Origin of the sequence: Rhodanobacter denitrificans (genome assembly GCF_000230695.2) — a bacterium.
GTDB classification, from domain to species: Bacteria; Pseudomonadota; Gammaproteobacteria; order Xanthomonadales; family Rhodanobacteraceae; genus Rhodanobacter; species Rhodanobacter denitrificans.
The window spans coordinates 2,460,136-2,474,343 of the sequence record NC_020541.1 but is presented as its reverse complement, the minus strand read 5'-3'; the positions used below and the strand labels follow the sequence as shown (position 1 = coordinate 2,474,343).

11 protein-coding genes are annotated in these 14,208 nt (G+C 69.5%); 9 read left to right on the top strand and 2 right to left on the bottom strand.

Annotated features, from left to right (window positions below; translation table 11 throughout):
* The first annotated feature begins 4 nt into the window (after positions 1–4).
* The 5 genes from R2APBS1_RS11285 (at position 5) to R2APBS1_RS11265 (ending at position 3,997) form a co-directional block, all read left to right on the top strand.
* A complete protein-coding gene (locus tag R2APBS1_RS11285) occupies positions 5–688 on the top strand; it encodes a GNAT family N-acetyltransferase (protein ID WP_015448029.1) in 684 nt (227 codons plus the stop codon).
* A 216-nt stretch (positions 689–904) separates the two neighbouring features.
* Complete coding sequence (locus R2APBS1_RS11280) at positions 905–1,309, top strand: host attachment family protein (RefSeq protein WP_015448028.1); 405 nt, start codon at positions 905–907, stop codon at positions 1,307–1,309.
* Positions 1,310–1,405: 96 nt separating this feature from the next.
* Entirely contained in the window at positions 1,406–2,110 is a 705-nt protein-coding gene (locus R2APBS1_RS11275; RefSeq protein WP_015448027.1) for a glutathione S-transferase N-terminal domain-containing protein, read from the top strand.
* Between the two features lie 49 nt (positions 2,111–2,159).
* On the top strand, positions 2,160–3,206 hold the full coding sequence (locus R2APBS1_RS11270; protein ID WP_015448026.1) for an SDR family oxidoreductase: 1,047 nt from the start codon (positions 2,160–2,162) through the stop codon (positions 3,204–3,206).
* Between the two features lie 95 nt (positions 3,207–3,301).
* Entirely contained in the window at positions 3,302–3,997 is a 696-nt protein-coding gene (locus R2APBS1_RS11265) for a VIT1/CCC1 transporter family protein (protein ID WP_015448025.1), read from the top strand.
* Positions 3,998–4,006: 9 nt separating this feature from the next.
* Here the strand turns inward: R2APBS1_RS11265 and R2APBS1_RS11260 are convergent, their stop codons facing one another.
* The gene (locus tag R2APBS1_RS11260) at positions 4,007–6,238 is read right to left on the bottom strand and encodes a penicillin acylase family protein (RefSeq protein WP_015448024.1); all 2,232 of its coding nucleotides are present in this window, start codon (positions 6,236–6,238) and stop codon (positions 4,007–4,009) included.
* 231 nt (positions 6,239–6,469) lie between these two features.
* On the opposite strand from R2APBS1_RS11260, the gene scpC reads away from it, so the two are divergent.
* The 4 genes from scpC to R2APBS1_RS11240 all read left to right on the top strand — a co-directional run bounded on the left by scpC (position 6,470) and on the right by R2APBS1_RS11240 (position 11,716).
* Positions 6,470–7,978: a succinyl-CoA:acetate CoA-transferase ScpC gene (gene scpC, locus R2APBS1_RS11255; RefSeq protein WP_007511149.1), complete on the top strand. Its 1,509-nt coding sequence runs from the start codon at positions 6,470–6,472 to the stop codon at positions 7,976–7,978.
* Positions 7,979–8,266: 288 nt separating this feature from the next.
* A complete protein-coding gene (locus R2APBS1_RS11250; RefSeq protein ID WP_007511151.1) occupies positions 8,267–8,695 on the top strand; it encodes a VOC family protein in 429 nt (142 codons plus the stop codon).
* Between the two features lie 151 nt (positions 8,696–8,846).
* Positions 8,847–9,731, top strand: a complete 885-nt coding sequence (locus tag R2APBS1_RS11245) for a patatin-like phospholipase family protein (protein WP_007511152.1) — start codon at positions 8,847–8,849, stop codon at positions 9,729–9,731.
* Between the two features lie 152 nt (positions 9,732–9,883).
* Complete coding sequence (locus tag R2APBS1_RS11240; protein ID WP_015448023.1) at positions 9,884–11,716, top strand: FAD-binding oxidoreductase; 1,833 nt, start codon at positions 9,884–9,886, stop codon at positions 11,714–11,716.
* A 46-nt stretch (positions 11,717–11,762) separates the two neighbouring features.
* Here the strand turns inward: R2APBS1_RS11240 and R2APBS1_RS11235 are convergent, their stop codons facing one another.
* On the bottom strand, positions 11,763–14,060 hold the full coding sequence (locus R2APBS1_RS11235) for a nitric-oxide reductase large subunit (RefSeq protein ID WP_007511154.1): 2,298 nt from the start codon (positions 14,058–14,060) through the stop codon (positions 11,763–11,765).
* Positions 14,061–14,208: the final 148 nt, after the last annotated feature.

Genomic DNA, 14,208 nt, shown 5'->3' with positions numbered 1-14,208 from the left:
CGACATGATCGATTCGGAGCTGGACAATCCTTTCTGGGCGTCGTTGTGCAGCCGGCACCGGGCCATCGCGCTGCGCCACGGCGACGTGGCGCGTTATCCCGCCGCATTTGCCCCGTTTCTCGGCGTGGCCAGCGCGGAGGCGAGCGTGACCGAAGCGCTGGCGTCGTTGGTCGAGCCGGGCGAATCGGTCTACCTGCTCGGCGTGGCGCCGAAGCCGCCGGTGGGGTGGCTGATCGAGGCGTTCGCCCCGCTGGCGCAGATGATCTGCCCGGCGCCGATCGCGGTGATCGACGGGCCGCCGGTGATCGAGCTGACCCAGGCGCATCGCGCCGACGTGCTGGCGCTGACTGCGCTGGTGTATCCGCATTACTTCCGCCCGCGCACGATGGAGCTGGGCCGCTACTTCGGCATCTACCAGGACGGCCGGCTGGCGGCGATGATCGGCGAACGGCTGGGCATGGAGGCGCAGCAGGAGATCAGCGCGGTGTGCACACACCCCGACTTCGGCGCCCGCGGCTACGCGCGCCGCCTGCTGGCATTGTTGTCGAACGACAATCTCGAGCGCGGCCGCCTGCCGTTCCTGCACGTGAGCCATCAGAACCCGCGTGCGAAGTCGCTGTACCAGCGGATGGGCTATGTCCACCGGAGCGACATCGGCTTCTGGTCGCTGCGCGGGGTGCTGGCGTGAGCCGTTGCCTGGCTGCCTGGCTGGCCGTCGCGCTGCTGGCCGGCCTCCCGGCGTGTGCCGTCGCCGCCGCGCAGCCCGGCGCAGGTGCGCGTGGACGTCGTGCGGCTGATGCCGGCTGAGCGGCGCCCCGTTCCCATCGGCATCACCTTCCGGGCACTAGCCTTGGCAACGTCGCGCACCATCGCCCACCGCGCCGGCCAGCCCGAGGAGATCCCGATGAAAAAGATTCCCACTGGTGCTTGGGTCGTGGTGGCCGATGGCAGCGGCGCGCGGCTCCTGCGCAACGTCGGCAAGGGCCTCAACGTATCGCTCGAACAGATGAAGCTGGTGGAGCCGAAGGACCTGGCCAGCGAAGGCCCGGCCGGGCGTCAGCCGCCGGAGCGAAGCACCGCCGAGACCGATGCCGCCACCTTCGCCAAGCAGCTGGCGCGCCGTCTCAACGCCGCCGCGCTGAAGAACGAATTCTCCCATCTGGTGCTGGCGGCCGATCCGCAGGCGCTGGGGCAGATGCGCCCGCTGCTGCACGAGGAAACCGCCCGGCGGATGGTGGAGGAGTTGAACAAGTCGCTGTTCCGCGCACCGCTGGAGGAGATCGAGCGCGCGTTGAAGGCAAGCTGGTGAAAGCGCCGGCGCGGAGCGGGATGCGTCCTGCGCCGTGTTGAACCGGATGCGGGAACGCCTTACCTTGCGCCGTTCCCCCCGCCGCAGGAGTGCCGCGTGACCCGTTTGTCCGACTTCCCCATCACCCGCCGCTGGCCAGCGGCACATCCAGAACGCATCCAGCTGTATTCGCTGAACACGCCGAACGGCGTGAAGGCGTCGATCATGCTGGAGGAGACCGGCCTGCCGTACGAGCCGCACCTGGTCGACATCATGCGGGACGAGAGTCACACGCCGGAGTTCCTCGCGCTCAACCCGAACGGCAAGATCCCCGCGATCATCGACCCGCACGGTCCCGGCGGCGCGCCGCTGGCGCTGTTCGAGTCGGGCGCGATCCTGCTGTACCTGGCGGACAAGAGCGGGCAGTTCATCCCGGCCGACCCGGCGCGGCGCTGGGAGACGATCCAGTGGTTGTTTTTCCAGATGGCGTCGATCGGCCCGATGTTCGGCCAGGTCGGTTTCTTCAACAAGTTCGCCGGCAAGGCCTACGAGGACAAGCGCCCGCTGCAGCGCTACGTCAACGAATCGAAGCGCCTGCTCGGCGTGCTCGACGGGCGGCTCGCCGGCCGCCGCTGGCTGATGGGCGAGGACTACACCATCGCCGACATCGCCACGCTGGGCTGGGTGAACAACCTGATCACGTTATACGAGGCGCGCGAGCTGGTGGCGTTCGACTGCTTCGCCAACGTCGGCGGCTGGCTCGAACGCGGGCTGGCGCGTCCGGCGGTGCAGCGCGGGCTGGCGATTCCCGGCCGCGACTGAGACCACGCGATACTGCGCAACGGCAACGCAACAACGTCGGGAGATGCTCATGGGCACGGTTCTGGTCACGGGCGGGTCGGGTTTCATCGGCAGCCACTGCATCCTGCAGCTGCTGGCCGCGGGGCATCGGGTGCGCACCACGGTGCGCAGCCCGGGGCGCGAGGGCATGGTGCGCGCGATGCTGCGGCAGGGCGGGACCGAGCCGGGCGATCGGCTGTCCTTCGTCCAGGCCGACCTGCAACGCGACGCGGGCTGGCCGGAAGCGGTGGCCGGCTGCGACCACGTGCTGCACGTGGCCTCGCCGTTCCCGCCGGACCTTCCGAAGCACGAGGACGAACTGATCGTGCCCGCGCGCGAGGGCGCGCTGCGCGTGCTGCATGCCGCGCGCGACGCTGGCGTGCGGCGGGTGGTGCTGACCTCCTCGTTCGCCGCGGTCGGCTACGGCCACGCACCGCAGCCGGCGCCGTTCGACGAGACCCGCTGGACCGACCTCGACGGCGAGGGCGTGCTGCCCTACGTCAAGTCCAAGACGCTGGCCGAGCGCGCCGCGTGGGATTTCATCGCGCGCGAGGGCGGCGCGCTGGAGCTGGCGGTGGTCAATCCGGTGGGCGTGTTCGGGCCGGTGCTGGGGCCGGACTATTCCACCTCGATCCTGCTGGTGCAGCGGCTGATGGATGGCGCCATGCCCGGCTGCCCGCAGCTGTGTTTCGGCGTGGTCGACGTGCGCGACGTGGCCGACCTGCACCTGCGCGCGATGACCGACCCGGCCGCGGCCGGCGAGCGCTTTCTCGCCGTCGCCGGCGACTTCCTGTGGATTCGCGAGATCGCCACGACGTTGCGCCAGCAACTGGGCGCGTCGGCGCGCAAGGTGCCCACGCGGCAACTGCCCAACTGGCTGGTGCGCCTGGCGGCGCTGCGCGACCCGGCGGTCAGGCAGATCCTGCCCGAGCTGGGCATGCCCAAGAACGCCAGCAGTGCCAAGGCCCGCCGCGTGCTGGGCTGGTCGCCGCGCTCGCCGCAGGAGGCCGTCGTCGCCACCGCCGAGAGCCTGTTGCAGCTGGGCCTGCTGAAGGGCGGCGCGAAGGCGCGGGCTTAGTTCCGCCGTTGCCGGCCCCGGCGGGACGAGAAGCGTTTGCACGGTCGCCGGCCAACCTGCGCACAATGCGCCACCCGACCCGCGAGATTACCGGCATGCCCCGACACCATCACGAACGCCACCGTACCGACCGCATCGGCTGGCTGCGCGCCGCCGTGCTGGGCGCGAACGACGGCATCGTCTCGACCGCCAGCCTGGTGCTGGGCGTGGCGGCGGCGCATGCCAGCGGGCAGAACATCCTGGTCGCCGGCGTCGCCGGGCTGGTCGCCGGCGCGATGTCGATGGCTGCCGGCGAGTACGTGTCGGTGCATTCGCAGGCCGACAGCGAGCGCGCCGAACTCGCGCGCGAGCACCTGGAGCTGCAGACCCAGTCGGAAGCCGAGCACCGCGAACTGGCGGCGATCTACGTCGGCCGCGGGCTCGACCCGCAGCTGGCCCGGCAGGTGGCCGAGCAGCTGATGGCGCACGATGCGCTCGATGCGCACGCCCGCGACGAGCTGGGCATCACCGAGGTGCTGAAGGCGCGGCCGCTGCAGGCCGCCGGCGCCTCGGCGCTGAGCTTTGCGGTGGGTTCCGCGCTGCCGCTGCTGGTGGTGGCGCTGACGCCGGCGGCGAGCCTGCTGTGGCTGGTGTTCGCCACCTCGCTGGTGTTCCTCGCCGTGCTCGGCGCCGTGGCGGCGTGGGCCGGCGGCGCGAAGATGGGCGTCGGCGCCATGCGCATCACCTTCTGGGGTGCGCTGGCGATGGCGATCACCACCGGCGTGGGCATGCTGTTTGGCACCGCCGCGTAGCGCGGCGGCTCATTCGCCCGGGTGGTAGACCCGCTCGGTATGCCCCTTGAGCTGCTCCGGCCAGAAGTACACCGTGCGCAGGTTGCCGGTGGTGTAGCGCTCGGCCTCGTCGTTGAAGTGCTTCGAGCCCGGGTGGCCGCTCTCGCCGCCGGCGGTGATCGCGCGGGCGCTGACCTTCGGGCCGAACTCCACCACCGCGACGAAGCTGTTGCCGCCGGTGCCGTAGTAGCGTTTCGTACCGGGCCAGCGGTGCGCGCCGAACGAGGCCAGCGAGCCCCAGCGTGACGACACGAACGGCACCGGAATGCTCGGCCTGGCGTCGTCGAATTTCTGCACGATGGCGCCGTCGTTGCGCTGGTAGCGGTTGACCTCGCCCCACGGCACGCCCCAGCTGCCGAAGTCCTGTTGCAGCCGGTCGGAGGCTTCGGCCAGCGTGCCCAGCCGCGCCCTGGCACCGGCGTCGCCAGCCATGTAGTCGTACACCGACTGGTGTTCGGCTTCGGCCTCGGCGTGCACCTTGTCCCACAGCATGTCGCCCCAGAACACCGCCAGTGTGGTCGGCATCGAGGCGATGCCCCAGCGGTAGTCCCAGCTGCGCAGCAGGGCGATCTGGCCGGCCAGGCGCGGCTTCAGCGGATCGTTGTCGGGCAGCATGTCGTAGTCGTGCACCAGCACCGGCACCAGTCGCGAGAACGCCGGCAGGTACGAGTCGAACGCGGCGCTGATCAGCGAGGCCTTGCTGAAATCGCGCACGCGGTCCAGCACGCGGGTGGCGTGGATGCCGCGCGGGTTCTCACCGAAGGTGTCCATGTAGCGCGGGTAGTCCGCCTGCTTCGGGCTGAACGCGCCGGCAGCGGAGTACGGCCAGTTGTTGGTGTTCATGATCCAGCCGTTCGGCGGGTTGAGCAGGTGCGGTGCCTCGTCGAGCGCGTGCAGGCCCTGCCAGTCGGTGGCCGGGTCGCTGCCGTCGACCGGTTTCGTATAGTCGAAGCGGTTGTCGCGCCGCGGGATGAACTGCGGGTGCAGGTACGCGATCTCTCCCTTGTCGTCGGCGAAGATCGTGTTGTTCGACGAGTTGGCCTTGAGCTCGGCCACTTTCATGTAGCTGGCATAGTCGCTGGCCTTGGTGCGCAGCCAGCTCTGCTCCAGCGCTTCCAGCGGCTTGTTCATCAGTGCGGTGGCGATCCACTTGCCGTCGGTCGCGCGCACGATCGGGCCGTGGTGGGTGAAGCGGGCGTCGAAGTTGCGCGTGGCCATCGTGCCGTCCTTCGCGCGATACGCCACGCGGATCGTGCGCGTGGTGACCAGCCGCAACTCCTTGCCGTAGCGGTAGAACAGCTTGCCGCCCTGGTGCACGATGGTTTCGGCGAATTCGTCGACCACGTCGGCGCCGGTGGAGGTGTGCATCCAGCCGATATGGTGGTTGAAGCCCTGGTAGACGAAGAACTGGCCCCAGGTCACCGCGCCGTAGGCGTCCAGCCCTTGGTCGCTGCTCATCTGCAGTTCGGAGCGGAAGAAGAACGAGGTGTGCGGGTTGATCCACAGCAGCGCGTGGCCGTCGGCGGTCAGCTTCGGCGCGATCGCGAAACCGTTTGAGCCGGTCGGCTCGACCCAGCTGGACGGCGTGGTCACACCGGCGAGCTGCTTGCCGTCCGTGCCGTAGAAGGCGGCGAGCTGCTCCAGCGAGACGCGCTCGATGTCGCCGCCGATGCTGCCCTCGCTGAAGCTGAGCGCCATCCACGGTTCGAAATGTTTGATCACGCGCGGATGCACGTCCGGATGCGTGGCGAGGTAGTAGTTGAGCCCGTCGGCCCAGCCGTTCATCAGTGCCTGCAGCCAGGCCGGGCTCTTTGCGTACAGCGCCTTGAGTTCGACCGGGTCGATGAACAGCTGCTGGCGCAGGTCGCTCCAGATCGCCGATTCGCCCTCGGCCTCGGCCAGCCGGCCCAGTGAGTTGAGGTAGTTCGTTTCGACCCGGTTGAAGTCGTCCTCGGCCTGGGCGTAGGCCATGCCGAACACCGCGTCGGCGTCGGTGCGGCCGTGCACATGGGCGATGCCCCAGTCGTCGCGGGTGATCGTGACGGCCTGCGCCTGGCGCTGCCAGCGCACCTGCCCGGTAGGCGGCGCAGCCTGTGCGCCGGCAAGCAGCCCGTACGCAAGCAGCGCCACGGCCAGCAGCGGGCGCGGCAGACGTCGCCAGGGCGCCCGAGGGCGCGATTCGTTCGCTGTGTGCATGTGCATCGGTCTGTCATCTCCCCTGCGGCTTGTCGGTGCCACCGTGTGGCGTGGAGTTGACCATTACTGCACCCTACTTGCAAAAGGGCGAAGGGTGGCGGTGATTTGACGCATGCGCCGAAGGTCGCCTTGGCGGGCCGCGCCGGCACGCCCAGAATGGTTCCCGGATCTGGCCGCGGCACACGGCAGTGCGCGCAGCTGCGGCGGGTCCGGGTTCCTTTACCGAGTTGGACAACCATGACGACACGTATTGCACATGCCGGCCTGGCCGCACGCCGCATGTCGGCGGAGCAGGCGGCCGGGCTGATCCTGCCGGGCATGACCGTGGGCATGAGCGGCTTCACCGGCGCCGGCTACCCCAAGGCCGTACCGCTGGCGCTGGCCACGCGCATCGCCGCGGCCCACGAGCGCGGCGACAAGTTTGCGCTGCGCATCCTCACCGGGGCCTCGACGGCGCCGGAACTGGACGGCGCGCTGGCGCGCGTGGGCGGCATCGACTTCCGCCTGCCGTACCAGTCCGATCCGGAGTTGCGCGCACGCATCAACGCCGGCCAGATCGAGTACATGGACATCCACCTGGGCCAGGTGGCGCAGTACGCGTGGTGCGGTTTCCTGGGCAAGATCGACGTGGCGCTGATCGAGGTCGCCGGCATCCTGCCGGATGGCCGGCTGCTGCCGTCCACCTCAGTGGGCAACAACAAGACCTGGCTGGACCTGGCCGACAAGGTGATCCTGGAGGTGAACCGGCGCCAGCCCGAAGGGCTCGACGGCATGCACGACATCTACTACGGCACCGCGCTGCCGCCGCATCGCAAGCCGATCCCGCTGCTGCAGCCGGGTGACCGCATCGGCGAGCCGTACCTGCGCTGCGACCTGGACAAGGTGATCGCAGTGGTGGAAAGCGACGCACCCGACCGGCTGGGCCGCTTCGCGCCGCCGGACGAGGCGTCGCGGCGCATCGCCGGACACCTGGTGGAGTTCTTCCACCACGAGATCGCCGCCGGGCGGCTGGGCGACCAGCTGCTGCCGCTGCAATCCGGTGTGGGCAACATCGCCAATGCGGTACTGGGCGGCCTGCGCGAGGGAGGCTTCCGCGGGCTGACCGCGTTCACCGAGGTGATCCAGGACGGCATGCTGGAACTGATCGGCGACGGCACCATCGAGATGGCCTCGGCCACCTCGCTGTCGCTGAGCCCCGAGGGCGTGGAAGAGTTCGTGCGCCGCATCGACTTCTACCGCCAGCACATCGTGCTGCGGCCGCAGGAGATGTCCAACCACGCCGAACTGGTGCGCCGGCTCGGCTGCATCGCGATGAACGGCATGGTCGAGGCCGACCTCTACGGCAACGTCAATTCCACCCACGTTGCGGGCAGCCGCATCATCAACGGCATCGGCGGTTCCGGCGATTTCGCCCGCAACGGTTTCCTGTCCTGTTTCATGAGCCCGAGCACGGCCAAGGATGGAGCGATCTCCGCACTCGTGCCGATGGTCAGCCACGTCGACCACACCGAGCATGACGTGGGCCTGGTGGTCACCGAGCAGGGCCTGGCCGACTTGCGCGGCCTGTCGCCGAAGCAGCGCGCGCGGGCGGTGATCGCGCAGTGCGCGCACCCGGACTACCGGCCGATGCTGCAGGACTACTTCGACCGCGCCTGCCGTGACAGCTACGGCAAGCACACGCCGCACCTGCTGAACGAGGCGTTGTCCTGGCACCAGCGTTACCTGGACAGCGGCAGCATGCGCTGAGAGGTGGCGAATTTTTCAACCTCGAAGTGCGGCCAGGGCGAGGGCATGGATGCCCGAGTCGAGGCAATGCAGGAGCGGTTGCCCGATGGCCGGGTGCGGATCGGGCACGCCAGTGCCTGATTCGCGTGAGCGAGTCCGGGCCTGTACCGGACTCGCGATCGAAGAAATCCGCAGGAAGCGGTTTTCTTCACAGGCTGTGAGCGCTGTCGATTGGCGCCCGGGCCATTCGTCGTCCCTCCGAGCCGATGTGTCGGCTCGGCGTGCCCAGACCACGACGAGGATGCCCCCATGCAAATCCAGCCCTACCTGTTCTTCGACGGCCATTGCGAAGAGGCCATCGCGTTCTACCGCCAGGCGATCGGTGCCGAGGTGGTCATGCTGATGCGCTACGCCGACGGCCCTGAAGGCTCCGCCCAGTGCCCCGACGGCACGCAGTTGCCGGCGGACAAGGTGATGCACGCCTGCCTGCAGATCGGCGCCAGCCAGGTGCTGGTCTCGGACGGCTACAGCGGCGGCACGCCGACGTTCGACGGCTTCTCGCTGGCGCTCACCGCCGATGACGATGCCCAGGCGAGGCGCCTGTTCGATGCGCTCGCCGACGGCGGCCAGGTGCAGCAGCCGCTGATGTCGACCTTCTTCGCCTCCAGCTTCGGCATGCTTGCGGACCGCTACGGCGTGTCGTGGATGGTGCTGGTGCCGAGCGAGCGGGCCGGCTGAGGGTCACGGCCTGCCGGGGCAACCGGACAGGCCTGTTCGATCCTCGGCGGCGGTGTCGCCGCATGCCGCCATCCGGCGCGAGGAACCCGCGGCTGCGGCGTGCATCAGATGACCGGGTGCGCCGCCATCTCGGCGCAGGCAGGTGGCTCGGATGGCAGAGGCAATTCCGGTCGTCGGCGGTGCGCAGCAGCGCACCGCCTTCGTGCTGGCTGGCGGCGGCAGCCTCGGCGCGGTCGAGGTGGGCATGCTGCAGGCGCTGCTCGAGTGGGGCGAGGCGCCGGCGTTCCTGGTCGGCGCCTCGGCCGGTGCGATCAACGCCGCGTACTTCGCCGGCGACCCGAGCCGCGCCGGCGCGCGCGAACTGGAACGGATCTGGTGCGCGCTGAAGCGGCGCGAGGTGTTCCCGTTCAACCTGGGCAGCGTGTTCGGCCTGCTGCGCCGGCGCGACCATCTGGTAGATTCGTCGGGGCTGCGGCGTCTGCTTGAGCGCCACCTGCCTTATCGGCAACTGGAGGATGCGGCCCTGCCGGTTCACCTGGTGGCGTCGGACATGCTGAGCGGGCGGGAGGCACTGCTGTCGGCCGGTCCGGTCGTCGACGCCGTGCTGGCCAGTGCCGCGATTCCGGGCGTGTACCCGCCGGTGCGGATCGACGGGCGCTGGCTGGTCGATGGGGGCGTGGCCAACAACACGCCGATCTCGGTGGCGGTCGGCCTGGGCGCCACGCGGGTGATCGTGCTGCCCACCGGGTTTGCCTGCGCGCTCGAGCGGGCACCCTCGGGCGCGATCGCGCGCGCGATGCATGCGCTCAGCCTGCTGGTGGCACGCCAGCTGGTCTACGACGCCGATCATTTTGCCGGCAGTGCGGTGGAACTGCGCATCGTGCCGAGCCTGTGTCCGCTGGGTGTCTCGCCGTACGACTATTCCGCGGCGGCCGGCTTGATCGCCCGTGCCAGGACCCAGACCAGCCGCTGGCTGGAACGAGGGGGATTGGAGCGCGCCGGGACACCGCCGCAATTGCGCGAGCACCACGACTGAGCGGGCATGCCTGCGAACCTGCCGGCACGGCCCGCCCCGGCTGGCCGCCACCGGTCACCGGTGCGGTGCGGTTCGTCACTGGCGGCTGGCGCGCGGAGCGTTTGCGTCGCATCGTGGCGACTTCCACGGCGATCCCCCTGAAGGACGGTGCGATGAAACGAAGAGACCTGCTGAAGGCCGCACTGGCGATTCCCCTCCTGCCGGGCCTTCTTTCCGGCATCCCGGCGATGGCGCAGGCGGCTGACCCGCTGCCTGCGCGCCTGCGTTCGCGGGTGCGCCCCGGCGAGCCGGGCTGGCCTTCCGCTGCCGACTGGGGCCGGTTGAAGCACGACGTGGGCGGGCGCCTGCTCAAACTGGAGTCGCCGTTTGCCGGCTGCGGCCCGACCTCGGCCGGCGCCGCTTGCGACGAGGCGCTGAAGCACCTGGACAATCCGTTCTACCTGGGCGACCAGCCGGCGCTGACCCAGACCAGCGGCTGGGTCGACGCGTGGACTTCGCAACCGAGCGCGTATGCGGTGGCCGCCGAAAGCACGGCGGACGTGGTCGCGGCGGTGAATTTCGCGCGCGAGCATCACCTGCGTCTGGTGGTGAAGGGCGGCGGACACAGTTACCAGGGCACCTCCGACGCGCCGGATTCGTTGCTGGTGTGGACGCGGCACATGAACGAGATCAGCTTGCATGACGCCTTCACGGCGCAGGGCTGCGCTGGCGTGCAGGCACCACAGCCGGCGGTGTCGATAGGCGCCGGCGCGATGTGGATCGACGCCTACGACGCGGTGACCACCCGCGGCGGCCGCTACGTGCAGGGCGGCGGCTGCACCACGGTGGGCGTGGCCGGGCTGGTGCAGAGCGGCGGCTTCGGCAGCTTCTCCAAGCGCTACGGCACCGCGGCGGCGGGCCTGCTGGAGGCGGAGATCGTCACCGCGGACGGCCGGGCGTGCATCGCCAACGCCTGCACCCACCCGGACCTGTTCTGGGCGATCAAGGGCGGCGGTGGCGGCAGCCTGGGGGTGGTCACCCGACTGACCTTGCGCACGCGCGAACTGCCGGAGTTCTTCGGCGGGGTGTCCGGTTCGATCAAGGCCGTGTCGGATGCGGCGTACCGTGCCCTGATCGCACGGGTGATCGGCTTCTACCAAAGCAGCCTGTTCAACCCGCACTGGGGCGAGCAGATCGGTTTCGGCGCGGACAACACCGTGCGGGTCGACATGGTGTTCCAGGGCCTGAGCCAGGCGCAGGCGGAGCAGGCCTGGGCGCCGCTGCTCGAATGGGTTCGCGCGCGCAAGGAATACGAGCTGGTCAAACCGATCCAGGCGCGCGCGCTGCCGGCCAGGCACATGTGGGATGCCGAGTTCTTCCGGCAGCACGCGCCGGGCGTCCAGGTCGGTGACGACCGTCCCGGCGCGCCGCGGAACCACGTGCTGTGGGCGGGCGACCAGGGCCAGGTAGGCTGGTTCATCCACGGCTTCAAGTCGGCGTGGCTGCCGGCGTCGCTGCTGCGCGAGGAGCGGCAGGCGCGGCTGGCCGATGCGTTGTTCGCCTGCACGCGCCACTGGGGCGTGGGCCTGCATTTCAACAAGGGCCTGGCCGGCGCGCCGAAGGCCGAGCTGGCCGCGGCGCGGAACACCGCGACGAATCCGCAGGTGCTGGACGCGTTCGCGCTGGCGATCATCGCCGGTGACGGCCCGCCGGCTTTTCCCGGCACGCCTGGCCCGAAACCGGATCTGGCGCACGCCCGCGAGCGCGCCGCCGCCATGGGCCGGGCGATCGCCGCCCTGCGGCAGGCGGCACCCGACGCGGGTTCGTACGTGTCGGAGAGCGACTACTTCGAGCGCGACTGGCAGCACGCGTTCTGGGGCGCGAACTACCCGCGGCTGGCCGCGGTGAAGCGCCGGTACGACCCGACCGGGCTGTTCTTCGTGCACCACGGCGTCGGTAGCGAGGCATGGAGCGCGGACGGCTTCACCCGGGTGGCGTCGGGCTGAGGCCGGGTGCGGCGAGGCGCGCCGCGCCGGGGTCGCCGGTGCCGGGTCAGTCGGATGGCGGCGTCGCGCGCACGCCCAGCCAGCCCTTGACCGCGGCGATGGTCAGCGGGATCGCACCGAAGATGATGAACACCAGGTCGCCGGGCAGGCGCATCCATTCGATCAGGTGCGAGCGCGGGCTGGCGATGTAGTCGAGCGCGCGGGCGTGCCAGTAGCCGTGCTGGATCACGTCCCACACCTGCAGCACGCCGCTGGGGAACAGGCTGAACACCACCATCATGGCCAGGCCGATGTTGGTGCCCCAGAAGCCGGTCCGCACGTACTTCTCCATGCCGGCCCAGCGCTCGTCGCTGCTGGTCTGGCGCAGCACGAACACCATCAGTGCCAGCGCCAGCATGCCGAACACGCCCATCATTGCGGCGTGGCCGTGGTTCGGCGTGAGCTGGGTGCCGACTTCGTAGTAGCTGACGATCGGCAGGTTGATCAGGAATCCGAAGATGCCGGCGCCGACGAAGTTCCACACGCCCACCGCGATCAGGAAATAGAACGTCCAGCGGTGCGGCACCGCCACCGACTTGCCGCAGATCTCGCAATGGCCGCGGGTGGTGCGCACGAAGTCCCACGCGTCCAGCGTGAGCAGGGTCAGCGGCACCACCTCCAGCACCGAGATCATCGCCGACAGCGCCATGTTGACGCTGGTCTGGCCGGTGAAATACCAGTGGTGGCCGGTACCGATCAGGCCGCCGAGGAAGTACAGGATGCCGTCCAGGTAGATCACCCGCAGCGCCACGTTGCGGCGGGTCAGCCCCAGCTGGTAGAAGGTCAGCGCCACCACCGTGGTGGCGAAGAACTCGAAGAAGCCCTCGACCCACAGGTGGATGATCCAGAAGCGCCAGGTATCGACCACCGTGTAGTTCGTCTTCGCGCCGAAGAACAGCGCGGGGATGTAGAACACCGGGATCGCCACCGCGGCGAACAGGAACATCTTCACCAGCGGCTTCGACTCCGGGTTGGCCAGCGTGCGCGGGCGCACCAGCAGCCACAGCAACGCGAACCACACCAGCAGGCCGACCACCAGCAGCAGCTGCCAGATCCGGCCAAGTTCGAGGAACTCCCAGCCCTGGTTGCCCAGCCAGAACCACCACTTGCCGAGCATCTGCGAAATGCCCAGCCACTCGCCGAGCAGGCTGCCGCCGATCACCACCACGAAGGCCCCGAACAGCAGGTGCACCCACGGAGCGAACCAGCGCGGTTCGTCGCTGCGCAGCGTGCGGCCCAGGAACAGCGCGGCGGCGACGTAGGCGGTGGCGATCCAGAAGACCGCCGTCTGCAGGTGCCAGGTACGCATCAGGTTGCTGGGGAAGATCGTTTCGAGCTGGAAGCCGTAGAAGCTGCCCGGATCAGCGCGGTAGTGTGCCACCGCGCCGCCGACCAGGGTCTGCGCCAGGAACAGCAGCGCCACCACCACGAAGAACTTCACCAGCGCGCGCTGGCCGGGACTGGCCACGCCCGGCAGCAGGTGCGGATGGATGTGCTGGCCGCGGCTGATCCAGCCGAGGTAGTCGAACTTGCCGAACATCAGCAGCACCACGGCGATGCCGGCCAGCAGCACGATCAGGCTCAGCGCGCTCCACAGCAGCGCGCCCGGCACCGGGATGTTGCCGACGGCGGGGTCGTACGGGAAGTTGTTGGTGTACGAGTAGTTCTCGCCGGGGCGGTTCGCCACCGAAGCCCAGGCGGCCCAGGTCACGAACGCGGTGAACTGGTGCAGCTCGGCCGGGTCGGTGATCAGCCCGGCCTTGAGCCCGCCGTTGCGCTCCGGGTGCAGGAAGTAGTCGGTCCAGTACGGCAGCTGCTGGCGGTATGCCGCCGCTTCCGCAGCGGTCAGCTGCAGGGTGTCGCTGGCGGCGTTGTAGCGGTTGGTCTTCAGCTCGACCGCGGTTTCCGCGCGCACGGCCGCTTGCTGTCCGGGCGTCAATGCGACCAAGGGCTGCTGGTGCTGCTGCTGCGCGATCGCCGCGGCGGTGTCTTCGCCGATCCGGTGCAGCGCGGCGGCCGAATAGTCCGGCCCCAGGTAGGCGCCGTGGCCCCATATGCTGCCGTTGTCCATCAGGCCGTATTTCAGGAACACCGCCTGGCCGTCGCGGACGTCGTCGCCGCTGAACAACGGACTGCCTTGCGCATCCACCACCCGGGCAGGAATCGGCGGGGCATTGCGGTAGGCCAGCGCGGTGATCGCGAGCAGCCCGGCGAAGCCCAGCACCATCACGATCAGCACCGTGCGCAGCCACCAGGGGGAAAGTTCGGGATCTTCCGGGGTCAATGGCTGGGCGGCGATGCTCATGGCGCTTCCCCTTCCGCGATGTGTGGGCGAGTATCGGGCGGTATCGGGAACGCGGTTGCCCGCCCGTGCCGGAACCGGATCGTGTCTTGTACGGATTCAGCCAAGATGGCCGCGGCAAGCTTTTTCTTCTTTCCGTGCATGACGTGTG